Source organism: Blastopirellula marina, assembly GCF_002967765.1.
Lineage (GTDB): Bacteria > Planctomycetota > Planctomycetia > Pirellulales > Pirellulaceae > Bremerella > Bremerella marina_A.
Window position 1 is genome coordinate 298,777 of the sequence record NZ_PUHY01000001.1, and the last position, 24,567, is coordinate 323,343.

General features: G+C 53.1%; 16 protein-coding genes. 6 read left to right on the forward strand and 10 right to left on the reverse strand.

The genetic code is table 11. The features are described from left to right. Nucleotides 1–342 precede the first annotated feature (342 nt). From C5Y83_RS01080 to C5Y83_RS01120, 9 genes are all read right to left on the reverse strand, one after another. Nucleotides 343–1,173 (reverse strand): class I SAM-dependent methyltransferase, encoded by an 831-nt coding sequence (locus C5Y83_RS01080; RefSeq protein WP_158262180.1) that lies wholly within the window; start codon nucleotides 1,171–1,173, stop codon nucleotides 343–345. 12 nt (nucleotides 1,174–1,185) lie between these two features. Next, the gene (locus C5Y83_RS01085) at nucleotides 1,186–3,093 is read right to left on the reverse strand and encodes a potassium transporter Kup (RefSeq protein ID WP_105327789.1); all 1,908 of its coding nucleotides are present in this window, start codon (nucleotides 3,091–3,093) and stop codon (nucleotides 1,186–1,188) included. Nucleotides 3,094–3,272: 179 nt separating this feature from the next. After that, on the reverse strand, nucleotides 3,273–4,913 hold the full coding sequence (locus C5Y83_RS01090; RefSeq protein ID WP_105327790.1) for an FAD-dependent oxidoreductase: 1,641 nt from the start codon (nucleotides 4,911–4,913) through the stop codon (nucleotides 3,273–3,275). 73 nt (nucleotides 4,914–4,986) lie between these two features. Continuing rightward, nucleotides 4,987–6,021 (reverse strand): DsrE family protein, encoded by a 1,035-nt coding sequence (locus C5Y83_RS01095; RefSeq protein WP_105327791.1) that lies wholly within the window; start codon nucleotides 6,019–6,021, stop codon nucleotides 4,987–4,989. 41 nt (nucleotides 6,022–6,062) lie between these two features. Then, a complete protein-coding gene (locus tag C5Y83_RS01100; protein WP_105327792.1) occupies nucleotides 6,063–6,542 on the reverse strand; it encodes a bacterioferritin in 480 nt (159 codons plus the stop codon). 58 nt (nucleotides 6,543–6,600) lie between these two features. Continuing rightward, entirely contained in the window at nucleotides 6,601–7,785 is a 1,185-nt protein-coding gene (locus C5Y83_RS01105; RefSeq protein ID WP_105327793.1) for an FAD/NAD(P)-binding oxidoreductase, read from the reverse strand. An 11-nt stretch (nucleotides 7,786–7,796) separates the two neighbouring features. Next, a complete protein-coding gene (locus tag C5Y83_RS01110; protein WP_233207014.1) occupies nucleotides 7,797–8,558 on the reverse strand; it encodes a DUF1641 domain-containing protein in 762 nt (253 codons plus the stop codon). 40 nt (nucleotides 8,559–8,598) lie between these two features. After that, nucleotides 8,599–10,023, reverse strand: a complete 1,425-nt coding sequence (locus tag C5Y83_RS01115) for an MBL fold metallo-hydrolase (RefSeq protein ID WP_105327794.1) — start codon at nucleotides 10,021–10,023, stop codon at nucleotides 8,599–8,601. 17 nt (nucleotides 10,024–10,040) lie between these two features. Then, a complete protein-coding gene (locus C5Y83_RS01120; protein WP_105327795.1) occupies nucleotides 10,041–10,862 on the reverse strand; it encodes a sulfite exporter TauE/SafE family protein in 822 nt (273 codons plus the stop codon). Nucleotides 10,863–12,338: 1,476 nt separating this feature from the next. On the opposite strand from C5Y83_RS01120, the gene C5Y83_RS01125 reads away from it, so the two are divergent. Together C5Y83_RS01125 and C5Y83_RS01130 are read left to right on the forward strand one after the other, a co-directional pair. Next, nucleotides 12,339–12,899 carry an ECF-type sigma factor gene (locus tag C5Y83_RS01125; RefSeq protein WP_105327796.1) on the forward strand — a complete coding sequence of 187 codons (561 nt, stop codon included), beginning with the start codon at nucleotides 12,339–12,341 and terminating at the stop codon, nucleotides 12,897–12,899. A gap of 163 nt (nucleotides 12,900–13,062) precedes the next feature. Beyond that, nucleotides 13,063–15,459: a serine/threonine protein kinase gene (locus C5Y83_RS01130; RefSeq protein WP_105327797.1), complete on the forward strand. Its 2,397-nt coding sequence runs from the start codon at nucleotides 13,063–13,065 to the stop codon at nucleotides 15,457–15,459. A 140-nt stretch (nucleotides 15,460–15,599) separates the two neighbouring features. Here C5Y83_RS01130 and C5Y83_RS01135 read toward each other — a convergent pair whose 3' ends face one another. Further along, nucleotides 15,600–16,751: a xylose operon transcription regulator XylR gene (locus C5Y83_RS01135; protein ID WP_105327798.1), complete on the reverse strand. Its 1,152-nt coding sequence runs from the start codon at nucleotides 16,749–16,751 to the stop codon at nucleotides 15,600–15,602. 190 nt (nucleotides 16,752–16,941) lie between these two features. On the opposite strand from C5Y83_RS01135, the gene C5Y83_RS01140 reads away from it, so the two are divergent. From C5Y83_RS01140 to C5Y83_RS01155, 4 genes are all read left to right on the forward strand, one after another. Next, complete coding sequence (locus C5Y83_RS01140) at nucleotides 16,942–18,060, forward strand: DUF1611 domain-containing protein (RefSeq protein ID WP_105327799.1); 1,119 nt, start codon at nucleotides 16,942–16,944, stop codon at nucleotides 18,058–18,060. Nucleotides 18,061–18,062: 2 nt separating this feature from the next. After that, a complete protein-coding gene (locus C5Y83_RS01145; protein ID WP_233207016.1) occupies nucleotides 18,063–19,103 on the forward strand; it encodes a dipeptide epimerase in 1,041 nt (346 codons plus the stop codon). A gap of 24 nt (nucleotides 19,104–19,127) precedes the next feature. Beyond that, the gene (locus C5Y83_RS01150) at nucleotides 19,128–21,968 is read left to right on the forward strand and encodes a serine hydrolase (protein WP_105327801.1); all 2,841 of its coding nucleotides are present in this window, start codon (nucleotides 19,128–19,130) and stop codon (nucleotides 21,966–21,968) included. Between the two features lie 71 nt (nucleotides 21,969–22,039). After that, nucleotides 22,040–24,442, forward strand: a complete 2,403-nt coding sequence (locus tag C5Y83_RS01155) for a serine hydrolase (protein WP_105327802.1) — start codon at nucleotides 22,040–22,042, stop codon at nucleotides 24,440–24,442. Nucleotides 24,443–24,567 lie beyond the last annotated feature (125 nt).

The following is a 24,567-nucleotide window of genomic DNA, read 5'->3' on the forward strand; positions in this document are numbered from 1 at the left end:
ATCCAAAAGCCAATCAATCGCAATCACAGCGCTACAAATCATAGCGAGTCCCGCAAACCAGGGGAGAATCGTTTGCAGGTAAGGTACTAACAACCCGCGTTTGCCCTTGTTTCGCCTAGGCAAAGGCTTAGTTGGCTCCACCGTTTTGGGGGAAGTCGCCTCACTCATCCTATATTCTCCGACTTTCAGTCTATGATCCGGGATCACTACGCTCTTGGGTACTACTGGATGGGTTGAACGGTTTCAATAAAAATAGCGACCGGGCGATATCGTCTTCCAACATAGATCCGAAAGCGAATTTGGAATAGATGAAAGTTCGCAGGTTCTGACGCATGGACCGATTCATTTGCGCGACGAGATGACGGTGTATTCGACCGACTTGTGAAATAGTCCGTCATGTTGCAGCCGACTTAGTCGCTCTCTTAATTCCGCTTCAAATTCTTCGGCTTGGTCACCAAGCACTCCCTTCGAGGCATACGAAGTCGAGTATAGAAAGCCAATGATCTCGTCCGTTGTCCATACTTCGTCGACATTCAAGTCATGAACCGTTGCTGAACCAAATCTCGTTTGAGCAAGGGCCGTTTGATGACGTTCTCCTTGCTGGTAGATTCCTCCGCCGGCGCGTCGTTTCGGGCCCAGCCACTTTTCCAGCATCTTGCAGATAATTGCCTCCCACTCGGTTTTTCCTTCATGGATACCCGTATAAGCGAGTGCCACAATTCCGCCACCGTCGTCCAGTAAATCATAGACGCGATTGGCTACTCGCAGACGGTCCATCCAATGGAACGATGCTCCAAAGGTTGCCAGGCGAAACATACCAAAATCTTCGCTAAGCTCCTCTGCCCGCATCTGGTGGAGTTGCACCTGGTCAATAGCAAGTTCTATCGCAGCCTGCCGGGCAATCGCGATCATCTGCGTGTCGGCGTCGATCGCGACAATCTCTTGAAAGTAGGACGCCAACGGTAGGAATACCTGCCCGGTTCCGCAACCGACATCGAGTAGCCCCCCTTCCCCGTTTAGGTTGAAGGTCTCGACAAGATAGTTGATGACCTCCGTGGGATAAGGACGGCGATAACGGGCATAGTACAAAGCGGTACCTTGAAAGAGATCCGCCTCGTTCCCGCCAATCTTGAAGCCTTGCCTGACAAACGATTGATCTTCGCGACTGGTCACGACCAACTCCTATTAAAGTTCGATCTGGCCACCGACCTCGACGACTTGTTCCGGCGGAAGATGGAAGTAGTCCGTCGCGCGCTGCGAATTACGTGTCATCCATGCAAACAGACGTTCTCGCCAGATTGCGATGCCGGGTCGATCGGTCGCCAGCAGATCTTCACGCCCCACAAAGAAGCTAACATCCAACTGCGAAAAATCGAGCCGCTCGTCATGGATCGTCAACAGAGCTAACGGGATATTCGGCGTATCCATAAAGCCATAAGTTAGACTTACCCGATAAACCCCTTCGCCGATTTCTTCGATTTGACTTCGGCGAGCAACTCGGACATGCGGAACGTCGGCGGTGGTTACGGTGAGCAAGACAACCGTCTCGTGCAGTACTTTGTTGTGAGTCACGTTGTGACGCAGCGCCGGAGGCGTACCAATTGGATTCCCCGTTAGGAATACGGCCAGTCCGGGAACCCGGATTGGTGATTGATTCATCAAATCGGCCAGGAACAGTTCGATCGGGACGCTGTTTTCGTTCAATCTTTCGGCCAATAATCTTCGTCCGGCCATCCAGGTAGACATCAACAGATAGGCAACGCCTGCCACGACGAGAGGAAACCACCCTCCATGGGTTACTTTCGGCAAGTTAGCTCCGAGAAATGACAGGTCAACCAGCAGGAATAGTCCTGACAAAGTCACCGCGGCTGATAACGACCAATTCCAACGCTTGCGGACGAGAAAAAAGAACAAGATCGACGTAATAACCATCGTAATAGTAATTGCCACGCCGTACGCAGCCGCCAGATTACTCGACGTCTCGAACCCCAAGACAAGCCCGATGCAAGCCAGCATTAACATCCAATTCACGGCAGGCAGATAGACTTGGCCCGCTTGCTCGTGCGAGGTATGCCGAATCGTCAATCGCGGACAAATTCCGAACTGCATCGCTTGCAACGTCAAAGAAAACGCACCGGTGATTACCGCCTGTGAAGCAATTACGGTGGCCGCCGTCGCTAAGATCACAAGCGGGTACAATGCCCAGCCGGGTGCCATCCGATAAAACGGATTTACGACATCGGAAGGATCACCTAGCAGTAGTGCTCCCTGACCGAAGTAATTTAAAAGCAGCGAAGGCAAGACGAGCGAATACCAACCAATCCGAATCGGCTGCGTACCAAAGTGCCCGATATCAGCGTAGAGCGCTTCGCCACCAGTCACCACAAGAAACACGGTCCCCAGTGCTAAGAAGCCTCCGAATCCATTGCCCAATAGAAAGTGCATTCCATGAAGCGGGTTAAGGGCTGCTAGGACCTCGGGCTTCTCGATGATCTGTGCCACTCCCATTCCCGCGATCGTCATGAACCAGACGAGCATGATCGGTCCAAAAATCAAACCGACGCCGGCGGTTCCGCGCGATTGAAAGAGAAACAGGCCGATCAAGATACCGATGGTGATGATTTGCACATACGGTTGTAATGCTGGCGTGGCGACTTCGATTCCTTCAACTGCACTAAGCACAGAAATCGAAGGGGTGATCATCCCATCGGCATACAACAAGGACGCTCCCATCAATCCCATAGCTACGATTAAGGCACTTCCCTTGCCGGACGGATTTTTTAGGGACGTGACCAAAGAAGTTAGCGCGAGGATTCCGCCCTCGCCGTCATTATCGGCCCGAAGAATGAAGATGAGGTACTTAATCGAAATGACGAGAATTAGGGCCCAGAATACTAAGGACAAGATGCCCAGAATATTGAAGCTCGACACTTCCAACGCGTGGTCTTCGTGAAAACACTCACGTAGCGCGTAAAGGGGACTCGTTCCAATATCTCCATAAACGATCCCCAGCGCAATCAGTGACATGATCGCAGGCTGCTTTCCATCCTCCTGATGATCGGTGCCAGAGGGACTCTTCGACGCGTCGGACATCGCCTGCTACTTTCAGAACGGTTTGCGTTGCGCCCACCCTCGATTCCGAAGAGGCAAGCCGCCCGATTCTCCCACGCAATCCGCAACGTTACAAGGAGCAAGAAATCGGCGACGGAGTCGCTGCTACTAAGAAACATCGCAGGGCCACCACCTCGTTGGTCCTGCGATGACTGGTCCGCTTAAATCTTGCCGTTCTCGATTGCCCACAAGCGATATCCGCCACTAATATTGGCAGCATCAAACTCATTCTGCAGCAAGATTCGTGTTGCCAGGTAACCTCGTTGACCGACCTGGCAATAAGTGGCCACTTTGCGATCCTTCGGAACTTCCATCAATCGTTCACGTAGCTGTTCGACCGGAATGTTGGTTGCTCCGGGTATGTACCCTTTGGCAAACTCACCCTCGGTACGGACGTCCAGGACGAATAAGTCATCAGCGTCTTCTAGAGTATCAGCGTGCAAGATCGGTTGGTCACCACGCAAGACACCCGACGCGATGAAGCCTGCCATGTTGACCGGATCCTTTGCGTGACCATACTGCGGTGCATAACAAAGCTCCGACTCTTCCAGGTCGAATACCGTCAGATTGGCTTGAATGGCCATGGCAATCACGTCAATCCGTTTATCGACGCCATTGGTTCCTATAGCCTGAGCGCCCAAGATTCGTCCAGTTTCGGGAGCGAACAATAACTTCATCAGCATCTGCTGAGCACCCGGGTAGTAACCGGCATGATCAGTCGGGTGAAGAAAGACCTTCAAGTAGTCCATCTTCTTACCGCGCAGTACCTTTTCACTCAGTCCCGTCATCGCTGCCGTCTTGCCAAATACACCAACCACGGCCGTTCCTTGCGTACCGCGATAAATGGAATCGCGACCAAAGATATGATCGGCGGCGATCCTTCCCTGCCGATTCGCAGGGCCAGCCAAGGGGATTTGAATCGGATCCCCCGTGACGGCGCAAACCGTTTCTACGACATCCCCCACCGCGTAGATATCAGGATCGTTGGTTTGCATGTGGCCGCTGGTCAGAATGCCACCGCGCGAACCACACTCAATGCCAGCATCCGCGGCCAGCTTACTGTCGGGGCGGACGCCTATGCAAACGACGCCAAAATCGGCTTCGACAATTTCACCGTCGCTGAGCGTGACATGCAGTCCGCGATCGTCGGATTCGAACCTGGTAGCAGAATTACCCAGCCGAAGTTCAATGCCTTCCTCGCGGATATGTTTCTCGAGCGGCAAGACCATCTCAGCGTCCCAAGGTGGGAGAATCTGGTCCGCTAGTTCGATCAGGGTTACCTGAAGTCCCCGACGAACCAAGTTTTCAGCCACTTCGATACCGATAAAACCGGCCCCGACAATTACGGCACGCTTTGCATCCGAAGTTGCCAACTCACGCATGCGATCGGCATCATTTAGATCGCGTAAAGCAACGATGCGTTCGCTGTTGATTCCTGGAATGGGTGGCCGAAACGGTGAAGCCCCAGTGGCGATGATCAACTTGTCGTACGACTCCACGTACTCTTCGCCTGATTCGAGATTTTTTACGGTCACTTCTTTCGCGGACCGATCAATTTGGGTGGCCTCAGAACGGACGCGAACGTCGAGTCGGTGCCGTTCCTTCAGCATCTTGATTGGAGCGACCAACAAGCTATCTCGCTTCTCAATCTCACCACCGACGAAATAAGGAAGGCCACAGTTCGCGAATGAGGGATAGCCTCCCTTCTCCAAAACAACGATCTCGGCGTCTTCTCCGAGCCGTCGTGCCCTTGCTGCGGCGGAAGCCCCGCCGGCAACTCCACCAATGATGACGATTTTCATGACGTTCCCCCAATATCATCCTGAATAGCAAACACGCTTATCGTGTCGAATCGTTCAACGAGGCTTCCATGCTCTACTTTGCCAGTGGAACGTAGGCGTAACCATCGGCCTGCAGGTTCACACTCGCCGTGAATGCGGAAACGGCCGTATCGACAAACACAACCACGTCGTCCGGACTTTTCCCTTTGGCGCTGAGCGTTTGACCACAAACATACATCTCGACACCAGCGTGGTGAAGATCACGTAGCAGTTCTAAGTTGGGATTTTTCTCGGTCTTGAATTCGGCGTTGTAGACCGCTTCATTCAATACATCCAGGGTCGCGCCACCATGAAACACCAAAGCGATGTTCGCATCAACTTTTTCTTTGCCAGCTCCGGCGTAGATATTGACATAGCGAGCCACCTTCTCGATAGCCGGATTCAGCTTATCGGGATCGCTTGAGGCCGTTACGTCGACCATAATCTTCGTCCCTGGTCGTGGTTGCTGAGTGGCGGTAGGTAGTTGGTAGACCCCACCATGTCCTTGAATTGCAGGGAAGACGGTCTCTGTCTTAACGGCCCCATCCTTGCCCGGCACGGGATGGTTTTTCATCGCTTCCTGGAATCCATCGTTGACGAACTTGGAAACGACCATGGCATGAGCTTGGATCAGTTTCACAACGTAGGGATCATCCGACGTTTCGGTAACTTTGACACCGCTTTTCGTCTTCTCGACGTTCATTTTGATCTTGTCGGTGTGACGGAAGATCTCTGCGAACAGTGGATCACGGCGTCGGATGGGGTTCGTTTTTTCGATCCGAACCTCCATCCAATGCACGTGTTCTTTGATCTTCGCGGCAACTTTCGGATCGTCCGATTCCGTCAATGTTTCGACGCCATTAGGAAGTTCCTTCACAGTCCGCTCGATCTTGGTGTGATTCTCGAGCAAATAATGAAAGACCTCCATATCTTCAGCTTGGCGAGCATCAGGCCCATGACCGCCGCCTGGGCCGCGACCAGGACCACCGCCAGGTCCGCCTCCGCGACCTCCTCGGAAACCTTGTGCATCTACGGAAGAGCACCAACCAACCGAACTAATCACTAAAGCAGCTACCAGTAGCCGAAACATTGCCAGGGTCCTTTCCAAAAATCTCGTTATCGTGAACGAAATCAGCCGGCCGAAGGCGAAGACATATGCTTCGCGATGTAGGCTGATTCCCCCATTCGTTTAATCAAGTCAAGTTGCAATTCCAGCCAAGACATGTGCCCTTCTTCATCGAGTACAATGCTTTCAAATAACGACCGTGTTCCGATGTCGGAATCTGCGGCCGCTTGCTGCGAGGCCTTCGTGTAAAACTCGATCGCCTCTTTCTCATCTGCCAGATCGGACTCAAACACATCGGTCAGAGTCTCTGCGCGCTTAGGCGTCTTTTGAAGGGTCATCTGGGGGTCACCTTTAAGGAACAAAATCCGTTCCAGGTACTTTTCCGAGTGACCGAGTTCTTCATGCATCTCTTCCCGCATACGTGCAGCCAGCAGGTCGAGTCCCCAGTCATCCATCACTGCCGCATGTAGCTGGTATTGGTGACAGGCAGTCAATTCCATCGAAAGTGCTGCTTGCAGATTCTCGATCGATTTGGACTTAGACATCGTTGGTTCTCCTCACAATTCGTGTTGTTGTTGGTCGTTCCCGTGAAGTGAACGTCGACTAGGCTCGACCTTTAAGCATGCCGTGCCAGTACAACGCAGGTAGCCCGAACTTTTTCAACATCAACATGCTGAAGCGTTCCTGGCCCTGATCAAAGGGAAACGTTTCTGCCGGCTGACCGTCGTAGTCGAACTCGGCTAAGACCAAACTATCATATCCGGTGACCACCGGGCATGAGGTGTATCCGTCGTAACTTGCGGTGAGAGGTTCGTGATGCATCTCGGCGAGTAAGTTCTTCACTAAAACCGGAGCTTGCTTGCGTATCGCGGCACCCGTTTTGGAAGTTGGCAAACTAGAAGCATCACCTAGACTGAACACATTCGAGAAACGCGTATGTTGGAGCGAATACTTATCGACATCGACCCAACCTGCCTCACTTGCCAACTCGCTATTTGCGACAAAGTCCGGCGCGCCCATCGGTGGTGTCACATGGATCATGTCGTACTTGATGACGATCTCTTCATCCGTATCCATGTGCCGGTAAATGGCTTCCTTCGAGGCGGAACGGACTTCGGTTAGGTTATGCCGGAAACGTGTATCGACACCCTTGCGCGCGGCAACCTTCTCGAGAACTTCTCGATACTTTTCAACCGCAAACAACCTCGGCCCAGCGGTGGTGAACATCACATGAATCTTGTCTCGCACGCCAGTGAGACGGAAGTGATCTTCGGCGAGATAACAGATCTTCTGTGGTGCGCCGCCGCACTTGACCGCCCCTGCTGGTTGCGTAAATAGCGCGGTCCCTTCTTTCAGGGCCCTGATGAACTTCCACGTACTGCCAACCGTGTTGATCGAGTAGTTGCTGCAAACGCCATCCTTGCCAACCGATTCCTTGAGACCTTTCACTTTGTCCCAGTTGATTTGAATGCCTGGGGCGACAACCAGGTATTCATAAGAAATCGTCGTGCCGTCTCGGGTGGTGAGTTGATTTTCATTCGGCTGGAACGCAACGACCGCATCTTTAATCCACTTCACCCCATACGGAATGACATCGACTTCATTTCGGCCAGATTCTTCCGGTCGGAAAATGCCCCCACCTACCAACGTCCATAAAGGTTGGTAATAGTGCTTTTCGGAAGGCTCAATCACCGCGATATCGAGCGATGGGTCTGCGTTGTGAAGTCGAGCAGCAACCGTGATTCCTGCCGTCCCTCCACCCACGATGAGAATTTGATGATGGCTCATGAGATCGCTCCTTACGACTTAGAGGGGGTAGTGGTAGGACAAGCCTTGGGATGGTGCTGCTCGAGCAGTGTGCCGAAACATTTGCCAAACTGAACCGCGAACGCCAATGCACGCTGCGTACTGGGATCTCGGGAAGCCCCGAGAAGACCAAACAGTCCCATGCGTTCGGGAACCGGATGTTCGCAGCTTCCTTGTCGACAGCTTGAAAGCGCGCTGCCCGCAAGCCCGACCGTTTCGACGGAGAACTCGCTCAACACGTCTGAACGCAACAGGTAGCCGAGTCGATCAAGCTCATCTCGTTGGATTTGGCCGCCCAGGTAAAGTGCCGCGTGCAGACCGTTCTTGAGGCTTTGCTCAAGATCGATCCCATCCTTCTTAAGATCTCTCGCCCATTCATCGATGACGTCGGTCGCGATCGCCGCCAGATTGGGAAGCTCGTCAGACATCTCCACGGCTTGTTGAATCTTGGGAAGATGATTGGCGAGAACCTGCAGCGCTTTCATGTTCCGCGGTTCAGTCAATTGCTTGACGATCGAAAGCACATCCGCGACGCGCTGCTGAAGATCGATTCCTTCTTCGGCTGCCTGCCGAGCTAAGCTATCGAAAAGATCTGTGGCAATTGCCAGCAGATTCGGCACTTCACCGGTCATGGCCAACATCTTGTCGAGATCTTCGGCTCGGTCGAGCAGGCGATGAAGCATCTCCTGCGTCTCTGGCTGATTGAGTCGATCGGCGACCGTCATCGAACGTTCGCTTGTCTGCACATCGCTCATGGGAACCTCACTTTCCTTCGTTAAGCATGTTGTTCAGACTTCACGACACATTCACGGTATCGGTTTGCACGGTCGGCAAGCCTGCCGATGTCCAAGCCGTATAGCCTCCCTTGAGGTTGATCACATTCTTGAGTCCGGCTGCTTGCAGCACACTGACGCCAATTGCCGAGCGAGCACCACTTCGACATTGAACGACCACCTTCTGATCGGACGATATTTCCTGAGACGATTTCGGTAAACTTCCTAGGAAGTGGTGCGTTGCGTCCGCGATGTGCCCGGCATTCCATTCGGCATCGGTTCGAACATCGATCAATTCGACACTGCCGTTGCTCAACGCGTCAGCAAGTTCCGACGCCTCCATCGACTCGTATGTTTCGGTCAGGAGGCCCGCCGATTTGACGTCTTCTCGTAGGACGTATTCGCGGATGTCTTCGACGCCGATTTTCGAGAGGATCATCGCGGCTTGATCGATTTGATCTTTCTCACCAATCAGGTAGGTCGGACGATCGTAATCGACCAACCAGCCAGCCCAGGCTCCGAGCATGTTGCTAGGGATGTTGATCGTCCCCGGAACGTGACCTTGAGCGAAAACGCTGGATGGTGCCAGGTCGACGACCGTTCCCTTCGTGGTCGCATCGGTTATCGTGGAAGCCTCGACTTGAGGCACCATAGCCCCTTCACCCAGTACACGAGGTCCCTCCTTATTCACCCGCTTCATGACCGCAAAGTACGTGGGCGTTTCCGGTTGATCGGCGAGGATGTAGTCAACGAACTCCGCTTCATCGGTATACTGTAGACCAGGATTGAACAGTTTTTCGTAACCGACCGTCGAGGAAGGAATTGCCCCCAGTCCTTTTCCGCATGCGCTGCCAGCACCATGTGCTGGCCAGACTTGCAGGTAATCAGGAAGCTCTTTGAACTTCTCCAACGAGATGAACAGGTCTTTCGCACCTGCCCTGGCTGTATCCATGATCCCCGCTGCTTTCTCTAGCAAATCAGGACGGCCGACCGAATTCACAAACACGAAATCACCTGTGAAGATCCCCATCGGCTTGTTGGCACCGCCACCTTGGTCGGTAAGCACAAAGGAAACACTTTCCGGAGTGTGACCCGGCGTGTGGATCACATCGAATCGAATGTTACCCACCATGAAGTGATCTCCATGATGGAGAAGTTGATGGGAGTATTCGCTCGCAAACTGGTATTTCCAATCAGCCGGTCCTTCGTCGGAAAGATGTAGCTTGGCACCAATCCGCTCGGCGAGTTCGCGGGCCCCAGACACATAGTCGGCGTGAATGTGCGTCTCTGCGACGTCGGTCAGCTTCAGACCTTCTTGCTTGGCGGCGTCTAGATAAGGTTGAATATCGCGGCCCGGATCAATCACCACGGCCACTTTGGCTCGTTGGCAACCAACCATATACGACGCATGAGCGAGTGTCTTGTCGTAGAAGTATTTCAGCAACATCGTAAAGTTCCTTATCTTTACAGCAACGTTGATTTCACAATGACAAAGGCCGCCACCAGCACGACCGCCGTGGCAAACACTTTTTGAAGCGTTGGGCCCTTCAGGCGTTTCGCCAGCAAACCGCCCAAGTACATGCCGGTAAATCCACCGACCAGGAATTCGAGAGTTAAAGCGAAGGGGAATTCATTCCGACCAACAAAGTGCGAAAGCACTCCACTTGCGCTAATTAGCACGATGACAAACAGCGAAGTCGCGATGGCTCGATGAATATGCATTCCACTGAAAAGGACGAGCGCCGGGACAATCACAAATCCACCACCCACACCAAACAGACCTGATAGTACGCCGGTGGCCAGTCCGGTAAGGATCAGTAACCGAGCACACTTCGAGGTAAAGATCAGCTCTCCGTTTTCATTACGTTGGCAGGTTGACCGTTCGCGGGTTGAATCAGGCTCGCAGATTGCTTGTGGGGTGGCCGGGGACTTCGATTTCTGCCACATCCGAAACGCCACGATGAACATCAACACAGCAAAACATGCCAACAAAACATCGCCTGGCAGAAATTTGGAGAGGTACGAACCGATCGGTGCACCGAGCATTCCAGAAACGGCGAATAGAAGGCCGGTTCTTAGTTCGACTTCCCTGCGCAGCAATCGGGGCAACGCACCTGAGATGGCCGTGCCACCGACTGCCGCCAAAGATATGCCGACCGCCTCACGCGGTGCGACCCCCAGCCCGTAAACCAACAGTGGCACGGCAAACACACCACCTCCGCCCCCGGTCAACCCAAGAGCAAACCCCACAATGCATCCAAACAAGATTGCCAGGGCGGCGGCCATTTGCTCAGCCTTTCGTTTCCGCAATTAAAGGAGCGGGTAACCTGACCCATGCAACTCGTCACCTCACAAGATGACGATACATGAAGCCAAAAAAGGAGACCGAATTATTCGATCCGTTTCTCCAAACTAGAGACGTAATGCCTCGTGTTTGACCGATTTCAGCTGAATTCGAAGTGAACTACGCTCACCTCTATTCATTTATATCGTGATCTCACGATATGTCAAACACATTTTCCAAGGCAGACCAATCGCTATGCGGTATCCCGCGAAAACACCTGAGTCACGTCGGCCATAACTGGAGCATCTTGTTCCCACCGAAGTCCACCGATTCAGTCTGCGAAGGGTCAAGCTATAGCTGAGCCGATGTATACGCGCATCGTGATCGAACCATTGCCTTGAGTTAGAGACGGCTGACTTCAACACTCACAGAAAAAGTGGCCCGCAACTCGGCACTAGCGGCGAGCCGAGTCACGGGCAACAGGGGGGTCCGTGTCAAGGAACCCAGCAACAATCATCAAAGGCGAGGATGCGTGCTGGTCGACTTGCGTCAACACATATTGATGTGAACGTCAGCGACGCGTGTAACGAAATCAACAGATTCTCCCAGGGAGGATTCTAGCGATTCTCCAATCCTGAATAGCGATTGAAGCACACTCGGAAGTAGCTTCTAAACCCCAATGCGAGATCACGTCGCGGATAGTGACACGAATATTCTCACCAAGCGGCGACATGGCACACATAAGATCGCGAATCATTCGATCTAAGACGTTGCGAATACCTTTTGAGACGAACGCAAATCGGCTTGTTGAGAAAACTATCCGATGTCTATTCATAGCGTTAATAAGACTCAAGTCAGTGACTTTTAGATCGAGCAAACATTGCGCCGATCGATCTGCCCTGCGTACAGTACGTGTGCAAGCTCATGGCAGCGATCTCGAATACTCATTCGGCCGTCGTTTACAATCTGCCCCAAACATAAGCCAACCCAAGGACTTAGTAATGAAGAAGCGGCGTCGCTGGAATCCAATCTTCAGGATGCTTTGTCTTCGCTATTCGACGCAGGTAAAGGTCACCCCGATCCGGAAACTGTAAAAGAAACCGTTTGCAATGTGTTTGCTATGTACGGACTGGATGCCGCCAGTTGGCTAATACCCGTAGTCCCGGCGGCGGACGACCTCCTGGTGGAATTCCTGCAACAACTGAAAGCGAAAGCTCTTTGGAAATGGAATCCGACGCGACTCTCTTCGAGACATTGCAAGATTTACTTTCGCAGCTATCGGGAAGCGAAGATTCTGAAACGGTCCATAAAACCTCAGACCTTCTGGTCTGGGGACTGCTTGGAGTTGATGAAGAGGCGTAGCTTACCGCGAAAACCAAACAAATTGATGTGCTTTTGCTAGAATAGTTAGACGTCTTTCCTGGCGTTCTGTGTACCTGCGAGACAATTTCTGAACCCATTAGCGAAGTAGATCACTCGTGACGAATTCGGACGTAACGCAAATCTTGGGAGCTCTAGAGCGTGGCGAAGCACACGCTAGTGATCATCTGCTTCCGCTTGTTTACGAAGAACTCCGCAAGTTGGCAGCTGCCAAGATGTCTCACGAAAAGGTTGAGCATACGCTTCAGCCTACCGCACTGGTCCACGAAGCCTACATGAGACTGGTCGGCGGAGGGGGAAGCTGGGAAAATCGCGGCCACTTTTTCGCCGCGGCAGCCGAGGCTATGCGGCGTATTCTGATTGAAGAAGCACGCCGACGAGCAAGCTTGAAGCGAGGCGGCAATCACACGATCGTCGCATTACAGGAGGACTTGCTATGGAAGTCAAAGGACGAGAATGAGTCGCTCTTAGCGTTAGACGAGGCCCTTACCCGCCTCGAAAAGGCGGATCCGGATTCTTACAAGCTAGTGATGTTGCGTTACTTCAGCGGCCTCACCGTAGATGAAGCGGCTCAATCTCTGGGAATCTCATCACGAACCGCGAAGCGATATTGGAGCTTTGCCCGTGCTTGGCTTCAGCGAGAAATCGAACGACAGTAACCGTTTCCAAGTATTTGGCACTCTCTTCGCGCAGATTTCGCATATCCTAAGAGTAAGGACCGTCGCGCTTCATCCGTAGGGTGCGAGCATGCTCGTGGATCGCACCCTACGGCCTCGGTTCACCTCAATTCCATCCTGTTGAATCCTGAGTGAAAACGCCCCCATGTCGTTTGATCGGGAAAAATCGATCTTTCTTTCCGCGCTCGATCTTCCGTTCGGAGCCGAGCGGGATGCATTTATCGAAGCGGAATGTAAAGGGGATTCCCAACTACGGGCAGCCGTAAACGAACTTCTGTCCGCTCACGATCGATCAATGAACGTGCTTGATCATCAAACACCCCAACGCAGGGCGCTTCAGGGACAGGTAAAATCGGCCGCCGAAGCGATTGCGCAGAATGCAACTTGGGATCGCGGAAGTGACGGTAGCGGTATTCCACGCGAAGGTGACGACAACGCGTTCATCGGAAACTATGTCTTACTGGAAAAGCTGGGCGAAGGAGGCTTTGGCCAGGTTTACGTGGCCGAGCAGCGTCATCCGGTGCGGCGTCGTGTGGCGATCAAGCTTCTGAAAGCTACGGCTAATTCTCAGGATGCAATGGCCCGCTTCGAGGCCGAGCGCCAGGCCCTGGCGATGATGGATCATCCAAACATCGCCCACATCTTCGACGGTGGCGCCACTTCATCAGGACAACCCTACTTCGTGATGGAACTGGTGCGTGGTGTCCATATCACGACCTTTTGCCAAAACCACCAGTTACCGGTATCCCGGCGATTGAAGTTGTTCCTGGACGTGTGCCATGCAGTACAACACGCACATCAAAAGGGAATCATTCATCGCGACTTGAAGCCCTCGAACGTACTAATCACTTTGCATGATGTGGAGGCCGTCGTCAAAGTGATTGATTTCGGTGTCGCCAAGGCGCTCAACGAGCCCTTGACGGATCGTACGATCTACACCCGGTTCGCCCAAATGATTGGGACTCCCATGTACATGAGTCCCGAACAGGCCGAAATGAATTCGTTGGATGTCGACACGCGCAGCGATATCTACTCATTGGGCGTTCTACTTTACGAGCTTCTCACCGAACAGACTCCCTTCGACCAACATCGCCTGCAGACGGCGTCTTTTGATGAGATGCGGCGAATGATCCGCGAGGTGGATCCGCCTCGACCCAGTGCTCGCTTAACGACAAATACCCGCCTTGTAACCACGCGTGAGGCCAATCGCACGATGGGCGAACGAAGTTTGGCCAGCGAGCTGAAGGGCGATCTCGACTGGATTGTAATGAAGGCGCTCGAGAAGGATCGACGGCGGCGTTACGAAACTGCGGCTGATATGGCCCGGGACGTGCAGCGGTTTCTTGATCAGCAACCCGTCATCGCCCGACCACCGTCCCCGTGGTATCGCTTCACTCGGTTTGCACGACGTAATCGGACGATGCTTGCATCAACCGTTATTGTACTCGTGGCGTTGGTAACCGGCACGATTTTCAGTACATGGCAAGCCGTCCGCGCAACGATCGCGCAAGAGGAAACCGAACTCCTGCGGCAAGAGGCCTTGGACTCTGTCGAGAATCTGAAACGAGCGAACGTCCTTCTCGATAATGCTCGGTCCAACGCCGACGAGTGGCGTTGGGGCCTAGCCTTGAAGGAATACACCGAAGCAACAAGACTTCAACCGAATCACTACCTTGCTTGGTCAGGTCGAGGTGCTCTATTGGCTCGCCTAGGCGATTGGCCTATAGCCGCTTCCAATTATGCCAAGGCCATTGAGCTGGGCGCGCCAGCAAACAATCCATCGTGGTGGGGCGTTCCCCAATTGTGCTATTACGCTGGTGAGATGGATGCCTACAACGAAGTCTGTACCCGGATGCGGGAACAGATGAAAACAACTGACGACGCTGGTCATTACTCAATGGCCGTCCGGGCCATATGCATGGAACCGCGAGAACCCGAAGATATTCAAGCAATGGCATTCCGCATGGAAGCTTTCCTATTTGAAGAAATGGAGCATGAACGAAATCGAGATCGATTTGGGCCACCTCATGATCGAGGACCCGGTGGTCCTGGCGGCGGGCGTTTAGGAATTCCGGGCGATCGTAAATCGCCACCACCGGGCGGACCACGTATGAAAGAAGATATCCTGAGGTATGCGACTGGTGTCGCGAATTACCGTGCAGGCGACGCTCGACGGGCCATATCGGTCCTCGTCGACATTCGCTCAGGCGATAAGATCTCGCAGTTCGGCCACATTGCTTCGCCTGTTCTTGCGTTGGCCTATCATCAACAGGGTCGCACCGAAGAAGCGATTCAGGAACTCGCGATTACCGAGAAAGCGATCGATTCCTGGCTAACTTCGATGCGTTTATCCATCGAAGATCCTGACTATCCTTGGTTCGATTTCGTCGAAATGTCCGTCTGGTATCGAGAGGCTTATCAAGCCGTAATGAAACGCGAGCCTCCCGTTGACGAACGTATCGACGAGTTCTCTCGCCAGGTAGAACTTATGCTGAAACAAGCGGAAGACGACACTCCTTCCAATACGTTCTCCTCACCGTAGCCCGTGTTTTCAATTCCCGCAGTTTACGGAGAAACGCCTTTCGAATCGTCAAGGTGGACTATTCGAATCGTTGGGTTAGGCGTCCTATTCAGAAACTGGTCATCCTCACGCGTTTGGAATCAATGCATTCAAACGATGCCTTACGTCTGGGCAAACTGCGTACGCCAGATGCTTGGCGGTGTGCCAAACTGCTGATGAAAAGAGACTGAGAAGTGAGCTTTCGAAGTGAAGCCACACAGGCGACTGGCTTCAGCGATTGAGAGGTCCGTTTCGATCAACATTCGCTTCGCCATATCAAGTCGTAAGCTACGAATCAGCTCGGCGGGTGAACGGCCCAATTCCGAGCGGAATCGCTGCTCCAAATTTCGCCGCGAGATCGCGAACTTTCGAAGGACCTGTTTGACCTGAATTCCTTGAGCAACGTTCTCCTGAACATACCGAAGGATTGCCTGAAGTTCGGGATCGTTGATCGCCATAACGTCCGTTGAATGACGCGGGCACACTTGAAGGGGAGGAATCTTTGTGGCCTCTGCCGGAATTGGATCCCCATCCATCAACCGTGTAAGCAATGCCGCGGCCGATTTTCCTAACGTTCCACAAGCCAATTGAACGGCGGATAAGCTCGGGAAGCCAAGATTACAGATCAAATCGTCGTCGTCACCAGCAAGAATGGCAATTTCGTCCGGAATACGAAGCCCAGCCGACTCACAGATATCCGCGATCTGGCGCGCAGGATAGGGATCCGAAGCAAATAAGCCCAATGGACGTTTTAGCTTTGATAGCCAGTTGATCACCGCAGCCGGATCGATAGACCAACCTTCGCGGACACCTTTGGCTCGAAACGTTTCGCACTTGTAGCCAGCATCCTGAACCGCCTGCGTGAAGAAGGCTTCTCGCTGCGGTGAGTAACGCCCCATCATCGGCGAGTAACAGGCGAAGTGCTCGATCCCTCGCTCTCGAAAATGATTGACGGCCATCTCTGAGCGAACGTGGTCGTCAGTGATCACCCGCCCCACCCAGTCTTCCTTGGGAAACATGATCGAAACATCGACGGTTGGCAACGCTGCTCGCCGCAGATGCGTCACCAAAGTGCGCGTTCGCATATGGGCGATGACTCCGTCGCCTTGCCACTTACGCGGCAACCGTAGCCGTTGCTGAGCATCTCGTGGAGCGATCAGTAGACGCCAGCGATGTTCGGACGCGTACTTTCCGATCGCTCGAACGACACTTCTGCCCCAAGTATCGTCTGTTTCAATCAGCACCGCCACGCGGCGTATAACTTGATCGGTCATGTCACTTGATCATCTGGAATAGCGAGGCATTTGCACCGTACCGTTGATAACTTGTTCTCCGTTTCATTGTAAACGGACGCTGCGCATATCCTAAACATTTATGCGCATCCGCGCATTGGAATAAGCCCTCTGGGCACTTAAGATCAAACACAACCTCAGGAAACACCTCAGCACTCTCGCGGATCAGTAAATGGCATCGTCTCCCTCACAATCAAATGCTTCCGAAGCTGTAAAACGTTTGCCGGGCGAGGCGAACACAAACTTTGAGGACCATCGGCGAATCGTTCTACTAACTGATGGTTACTCGAATCCATTCGTCGCAAAGACAGCAATCAGCTTGCTCCGCTATCGAACATCCGACATCGCAGCGGTATTGGCAGGCCAAACCGAAACTAAGACCGCTCAGAAACTTCTCGGAGCTGGTGGCGATGTCCCGGTTGTGGCAAGCTTGAGTGAAGTTCCTGACGCCGATGCCGTGTACATTGGCATTGCCCCTCCCGGAGGGAAATTGCCGGATACTTGGCGTCCGGTTCTACTTGAAGCGATCCGTCGCGGCATCGATGTCATTTCTGGACTACACGACTTCGTCACAGAGGATGCCGAGTACCGTGCCACAGCGGCGACAAGTGGCTCCCGTCTTTGCGACGTTAGGAAGAATCGCTTCAAAAATGTCGCAACGGGTCAGCCGTTTCGTCCCGATTGCCTCCGCATTCTGACCGTCGGACATGATTGCAGCGTGGGCAAAATGGTCGTCTCCCTGGAAGTTCAACGCGCACTACAGCAACAAGGACTCGACGCGACTTTCTTAGCGACTGGACAAACAGGAATCATGATCTCGGGTCGCGGTATTCCGGTCGACTGTGTCGTCTCTGATTTTGTAAATGGCGCCGTCGAGTCGTTTGTTCGCGACAATCAACAGCACGATATTCAATTGATTGAAGGTCAGGGAAGTATCTCGCACCCCTCTTTCTCGGCGGTAACGCTTGGCTTGCTTCATGGGTCCGCCCCGCAAGGGCTAATCTACTGCTATGAAGCTGGGAGGAATGAAGTGAAAGGGCTATCCAGTATTCCCATCCCTTCCCACCGCGAGCTTATTCGCGCGTACGAGGTTGCCGCCAACCTTCGAGCCCCTTGTCGCGTCATCGGGATCGCCGCGAATACAAGAAACCTTACCTCCGAAGAAGCGGGCGAAGAACTAACGCAAATCCGCAGAGAGTTTCAACTTCCGGTATGCGATGTCTATCGAACCGGACCGGAACCATTGGTCCAAGCTGTCAAACGCTTACAAGAGGCAGTAGTCAACGTATGAAAATGAGCTTGCATCGAATTGACCTTCCCCTGAAGCGAACGTTCACCATCTCGCGCGAGTCGATGGACTGCCAACATAGTCTGATCGTTGTACTCGAACATGACGGAATGTTCGGGTTTGGGGAAGTGACGGAAAACGCCTATTATGGTCACACGCTCGACGCGATCGAAACGGCTCTCTATTCGGCGAAGCCATGGTTATCACGCTACATTGCAGAATTCCCAGAAGCAGTCTGGCCTGATGCCGAGGCTGCGTTGAACGAACGATTCGCACTCTCGGCTCTCGATATGGCTGCTCACGACTTGTGGGCTCGACGAAATGGCGAGCGCCTTTACGAGACTTGGGGGCTTTCCTGGCGACATATCCCAACTTCCAGCTATACGATCGGTATCGATGATATCGATACGATGGTTGCCAAGCTACAGGAAATGCCTGGTTGGGATGTCTACAAAATCAAGCTCGGTACGCCAAACGACATTGAAATCGTTACCGAACTGCGGAGGCACAGTGATGCCCGTTTTCGGGTCGACGCCAACTGTGCATGGACCGTTTCGCAAACCATCGAGAACTCGCAGCAGATGGCGTCGCTAGGCGTTGAATTCATCGAACAACCGTTGCCCCCAACCGCATCGGATGCTGATCGACTTGAAGTTTACGCGAACTCTGCCTTGCCAATCATCGCGGACGAGAACTGCCAAGTCGAATCAGACGTTGCAAAATGCCACGGCCTATTCCATGGTGTAAACGTCAAGATTTGCAAGTGCGGCGGTCTTACGCCGGCCAAACGAATGCTGGTGCGTGCCAAACAGCTTGGCATGAAGACGATGGTTGGCTGCATGGTCGAAAGCTCGATCGGAATCAGTGGTGCCGCTCATTTAGCCCCGTTATTGGACTATGCCGATTTGGATGGCGCTGTGCTACTTCGAGAGGAGCCAGCAACGGGCGTCGTCATCGATCGCGGACAAATTCAACTTCCGCCCGGACTCGGTTCTGGCGGTGGTTGGAAATCGAGTGTGCTTACTCCCTCCCCGACAACGGTATAACTCACCCTCCATTTGAGATACACGATGAACCTGACTCGACTTTGGGCTACTCAATTCGTGGCCTTTGCTCTCTTGGCTATGACTACGAAGATCACCCTCGCCGACGCGCCCGCCGATTTGTTGCTGAAGGGAGGACGCGTGGTCGATGGAACGGGGGCACCTTGGTTCCAAGCGGACGTCTTGATCGACGACGGAAAGATTGTCGAGATTGGGCATGTTGAACCAGAATCAGCCAAGCGCGTCATCGACGCCACCGGACTAGTCGTCGCCCCAGGCTTCATTGACATGATGGGACAATCGGCCACACCTCTCTTGGAAGATCCCAATACGGGCATCAACGTTCTAACCCAGGGAATCACGACCATCAACTGCGGTGAAGGTGCCTCGGCAGCGCCACTTTCCGACAAGGAGTTGGAGACTCGCGGCTGGACCACTATGGCGGAATACTTTCAGCTGTTGGATATGAAAGGGATGCCCGTCAACGTAGTGCAAACCGTCGGCCATACGCAGATTCGCCGACTTGTTCTGGGGGACGTCGACCGTCGTCCGAATGACGAAGAACTTGCTCGTATGATGGCGTACGTTGACGAGGCAATGGATGCCGGAGCGATTGGTCTCTCGACAGCGTTAATCTATCCACCAGCCGTCTATGCACAAACCAAGGAAATTGCTGCCCTTGCCTCTGTGGCCGGAAAGCATGGGGGTCGCTATTACACCCACATGCGGAACGAAGGGGACATGCTGATCGAAGCGATCGACGAAGCTATTGCAATCGGCGATGAAGCGGGTGTTCCGGTTCACATCTTTCATCTCAAAGCGGCCGGTCGTCAGAATTGGGGCAAAATGCAACTGGCGATCGCCCGCATTCAAGCCGCTCGTGACGAAGGTAAACAGGTTACTGCCGATGTCTACCCCTATATCAACAACGGACTTGGAATCGCCGCGTTGATTCATCCTCGCCATTTTGCGATGGGGCGAGAAAACCTTTATCAAAAGCTGAAGACCGATCAGGCTTTGCGGGACGAGATCAAGCAAGAGATGCTGACAACCGACGGCTGGGAAAACTGGTTCCGCCACGTCGGGCACGACTGGAGCAAGGTTGTGGTGGGAACCCCTGGTAAAGGTGACTACAACGAGTTTGCTGGTAGCAGCATCGCTGAAATCGCCCAGACCAAAGGTGAAGATCCGTGGGATACATTCTTCAACTTGGTCGGTAGCGGAGCATTCGTCATGCCGCAGAGCATGACCGATGCGAATTTGATTCTGAAGATGCAACAAGAGTTTATCTCTTTCTGCACCGATGTTGGGCCAGTTCATGATCGGGGAGGGGCTTCGCACCCACGAGGGTTCGGAGCTTTCCCACGCATGGTTTCCCGGTATGTTCGTGATCTGGGTGCCATCTCGTTGGAAGAGGCCGTTTCGAAGGCGAGTGCCTCGGCCGCGAACAATGTCATGGCTTACGACCGGGGACGCATCTCAGAGGGACTCGCCGCCGACATCATCGTATTCGACTACGATAATCTGACGGAGAACGCCACCTTCGCCAATCCTCACGAGATTTCAACTGGAATGAAATTCGTCATTGTTAACGGTGAGGTCGTATTGGACGAGGGGAAGTTCACAGGCGCTCGACCTGGCCGAGTCTTGCGTGGCCCTGGCTATCAAAGTGATAAGGCCCCGTATGCGATTGCTACCGGCAAAGAATTACAGGAAACAAAAGCCCTGGATGAGGCCGTCCAGTCAGCAATGAAAGAGTATTCGATTCCGGGGGCAGCAATAGCAGTGACCCATCACGGCAAATTGGTTTACGCTCGCGGATTCGGGTATGCCGACTTGGGAGCTCGTGAACCAGTTCAACCAGAAAGTCTTTTTCGCCTGGCAAGTATTTCCAAGCCGATCACCGCAGTCGCCATCATGCAACTGATCGAGCAAGGCAAACTTTCAATGGACGATAAGGTATTCGAGATACTGAAATATGAACCTATCTTGGAGGGTGAAGCAAAGTTCGACAAACGCTTGAACGACATTACCATTCGCCATCTGCTTCAACACCGCGGAGGATGGGATCGGGATAAGTCATTCGACGCCATGTTCCGTTCGGTCGATTTTGCAAACCTCGCTCAAATGCCACCTCCGGCCGACTGCGACGCAATTATTCGTGTGATGCTTGGCAAACCACTCGACTTCGATCCTGGCGAGCGATATGCCTACTCCAATCTCGGGTACTGCATCTTAGGTCGAGTCATTGAGGAACTGTCCGGCGAAGCGTACGACAACTATGTGAAGAATCACGTTCTCCATCCCATCGGTGCCACGGAAATGCGAATCGGAGCGACTCACTTACCGGGCCGAGCCGATGGCGAAGTTCGCTACTATGATCCGGGATTCAGTCGATCCGTTTTCGCGAAGAATCTAGGACAACAGGTTCCCAACGCCTATGGAGCGTGGTACCTCGAATCGATGGACTCGCACGGGGCCTGGATTTCCTCAGCGATTGATCTCGCCAGATTTGGAACCTGTCTTGATCAACCAGACAATTGTCCGATTCTCACTGCCGAATCGATCGAATTGATGTTTACTCCCGCACCGAATGAGACAGACCGTAACGGCAGACACTATGTCTCCGGTTGGAGCGTTAACACCGATGATAATGGTCTCAAATCCGTTGGACATGGTGGCTCCCTGCCAGGAACAAACACATCCCTCACGCGTCGCGAGGATGGCAAGAATGTGGTCATTCTACTAAACGCACGGACGTCCGGCACGACCAACCGCTTGATCAACATCTTGAATGAGCGGGTACACAACGCCGTGGATCACATTGAGAACTGGCCCGAAATCAACTTGTTCGAGCCGACTCGGTAGTTCATGATCAACCAAGTTCGTACACTTCTCGCCATTGAAAACTCTCCTAGGGCCAACTAAGGACCAGCCTCATGCTGAAGCATTCGTCTTTCATATTTCGCATGCTGCTAGTGACGCTTTCGGTGATTTTGACCATGCAGGGAACACATTCCAACGGGCAAGAGCCCGCCAATCCGCAGGGCACATCCAAGACCACGCCAGTCGATTACGGACCGGCCATCGCCAAACTGAAAGCCGCAGCACAATATGAGCTAGACCAGCACGACTTACCAGCATTGTCGATCTCGCTGGTCGATGACGATCAAGTCATTTGGGCCGACGGATTCGGCTTTCAAGATGCCGACAAAAAGGTCCCAGCCAGCAAGCGAACCATCTACCGGGTTGGTTCCGTTTCAAAATTGTTCACCGATATCGCCGTGATGCAATTTGTTGAAGAAGGATCACTTGACCTGGAAGCGCCGGTTCAGCAGTACTTACCCGACTTTCATCCTGAAAATCCATACGAAACGCCAATCACTCTCCGTCAATTGATGTCGCATCGCTCTGGCCTGGTACGCGAACCACCGGTCGGAAACTACTTTGATCCGACCGAACCAACCCTGGCCGAAACGATTGCCAGCTTGAATAATACAACACTGGTCTACCCTCCCAACACGAAAACTAAATACTCCAACGCGGCTGTGTCGGTTGTTGGCGCCGCTCTCGAAAAAAAGGCGGGTGTTCCCTTCGAGCGAAGAATCGAGCAATGCTTGCTCAATCCGCTGGAAATGCCCAACAGCAGTTTCGATCGTCCAGCGAACCAGGAAGACTTCCTAGCTACCGGATGGATGTGGACCTATGATGGCCGTCGATTCGAGGCACCGACGTTCTCGCTCGGCACTGGTCCCGCTGGCAACTTCTATTCCAATGTGGTCGACCTCTCCCAGCTTTTGATCTGTCTTTTTCAAGATGGCAAGACACCCGTTGGACCGATCTTGAAGCCTGAAACCTTGAATCACATGATTACACCGACGATGGACGAGCATGGTGCTGAGAACCGTGACTTCGGAATCGGTTTTCACATCCAGAAGTTGGATAACTATACAAAGGTTGGTCACGGCGGGGCAATCTACGGTTTTTCTACCCAGTTCGAGGCTTTGCCAGAACGCAAGTTAGGAGTCGCCGCAGCGTCCTCTTTGGATGGAACGAACAATATTGTTCGTCAGCTGGTCGATTATGCCTTGCGATTGATGATCGCGACTCAAGATGGCCAGCCGTTACCGGAGTACCCAAAGACGGCCGCACTGGCAACAGAACGTGCCAAGTCGCTTGTGGGAGCCTACGGGAGAGAAGGAACCTCAGAGATCCTCAAGATTTCGGAACTGAACGGCGACGTGTTTCTCGATCAGGGGGTATTCCGCCGCCAACTCCGCGCAACTTCGTCCGATGGAGCCATCGTTACCGACGATCCATTCGGTTACGGCAGTCCGCTCGTTCCACATGGCTCGACCGGGGTCAAATACGGTGACACAGTCTACGAGCGACTACCCGACGAACCGCCCGTTGCTAGCCCGGATCGTTGGGACGGATTGATCGGCGAATACGGCTGGGATCACAACACCTTGTATATCCTTGAGAAGGATGGACAACTCCACGCGTTAATCGAATGGTTCTACGATTACCCGCTCACTGAAATCAGCCCGAATGTTTTTGCCTTCCCTGACTACGGTTTGTATCACGGTGAAAAGTTGTTCTTCTCCCGCGACGAAACAGGGAGTGCCACCGAGGTTAGGGCGGCTGAGATATCTTTCAAGCGTCGACCTGTTGGCACGAAGCATGGCGATACCTTTAAGATCGATCCAGTGCGACCGATCGAAGAGCTACGCCCCATTGCGCTGGCTGCCTCGCCACCGAACGAGCCTGGCGACTTTGTTGAGGCCGACTTAGTCGAACTGATTTCCTTAGATCCGACGATCAAGCTCGACATTCGCTATGCCACCACCAACAATTTCATGGGCGCCGTCATGTATCAGCAGCCCCAAGCATTCATGCAGCGTCCTGCCGCGGAAGCCCTGGTGCGTGTGCATCAGCGGTTAAAGGAACGCGGCCTGGGGTTACTTATACACGACGCCTATCGTCCCTGGTTTGTCACCAAAATGTTTTGGGATGCGACTCCTGCTTCCATGCAAGACTTCGTTGCCAATCCCGCGAATGGATCGCGTCACAATCGAGGATGTGCGGCGGATTTAACGCTTTATGATCTCGCTACTGGCAAGCCCATTGAAATGGTCGCGACTTACGATGAGTTCTCGCCCCGGTCCTTTCCAATGTATCCTGGCGGCACGTCTCGCCAGCGCTGGTATCGTCAATTCCTTCGCGTGTCGATGGAGCCGGAGAACTTCACCATTTATCCCTTGGAATGGTGGCACTTCGACTATCAAGACTGGAGCAAGTACCGTATTGGGAACGCAACATTTGAAGAACTAACCAAATAACATCTTGCTCTAACCCACTACATCCCTACCCCGTCCTCTAGGCCCATCCGTTGTTGATGTAGCTTCGTTTTGGCATAATTCGGTGTCGTACACTTCGACTTCCTAATCGCCAATGCTGAGGCAAT

Bases quoted from the DNA above. Each gene is read 5' to 3' on its own strand.
- C5Y83_RS01105 (WP_105327793.1), bottom strand. From the start codon at position 7,785: ATGAGCCATCATCAAATTCTCATCGTGGGTGGAGGGACGGCAGGAATC.
- C5Y83_RS01110 (WP_233207014.1), bottom strand. From the start codon at position 8,558: ATGAGCGATGTGCAGACAAGCGAACGTTCGATGACGGTCGCCGATCGA.
- C5Y83_RS01140 (WP_105327799.1), top strand. From the start codon at position 16,942: ATGGCATCGTCTCCCTCACAATCAAATGCTTCCGAAGCTGTAAAACGT.
- C5Y83_RS01130 (WP_105327797.1), top strand. From the start codon at position 13,063: ATGTCGTTTGATCGGGAAAAATCGATCTTTCTTTCCGCGCTCGATCTT.
- C5Y83_RS01145 (WP_233207016.1), top strand. From the start codon at position 18,063: ATGAGCTTGCATCGAATTGACCTTCCCCTGAAGCGAACGTTCACCATC.
- C5Y83_RS01100 (WP_105327792.1), bottom strand. From the start codon at position 6,542: ATGTCTAAGTCCAAATCGATCGAGAATCTGCAAGCAGCACTTTCGATG.
- C5Y83_RS01115 (WP_105327794.1), bottom strand. From the start codon at position 10,023: ATGTTGCTGAAATACTTCTACGACAAGACACTCGCTCATGCGTCGTAT.
- C5Y83_RS01090 (WP_105327790.1), bottom strand. From the start codon at position 4,913: ATGAAAATCGTCATCATTGGTGGAGTTGCCGGCGGGGCTTCCGCCGCA.
- C5Y83_RS01155 (WP_105327802.1), top strand. From the start codon at position 22,040: ATGCTGAAGCATTCGTCTTTCATATTTCGCATGCTGCTAGTGACGCTT.
- C5Y83_RS01085 (WP_105327789.1), bottom strand. From the start codon at position 3,093: ATGTCCGACGCGTCGAAGAGTCCCTCTGGCACCGATCATCAGGAGGAT.
- C5Y83_RS01095 (WP_105327791.1), bottom strand. From the start codon at position 6,021: ATGTTTCGGCTACTGGTAGCTGCTTTAGTGATTAGTTCGGTTGGTTGG.
- C5Y83_RS01120 (WP_105327795.1), bottom strand. From the start codon at position 10,862: ATGGCCGCCGCCCTGGCAATCTTGTTTGGATGCATTGTGGGGTTTGCT.
- C5Y83_RS01150 (WP_105327801.1), top strand. From the start codon at position 19,128: ATGAACCTGACTCGACTTTGGGCTACTCAATTCGTGGCCTTTGCTCTC.
- C5Y83_RS01135 (WP_105327798.1), bottom strand. From the start codon at position 16,751: ATGACCGATCAAGTTATACGCCGCGTGGCGGTGCTGATTGAAACAGAC.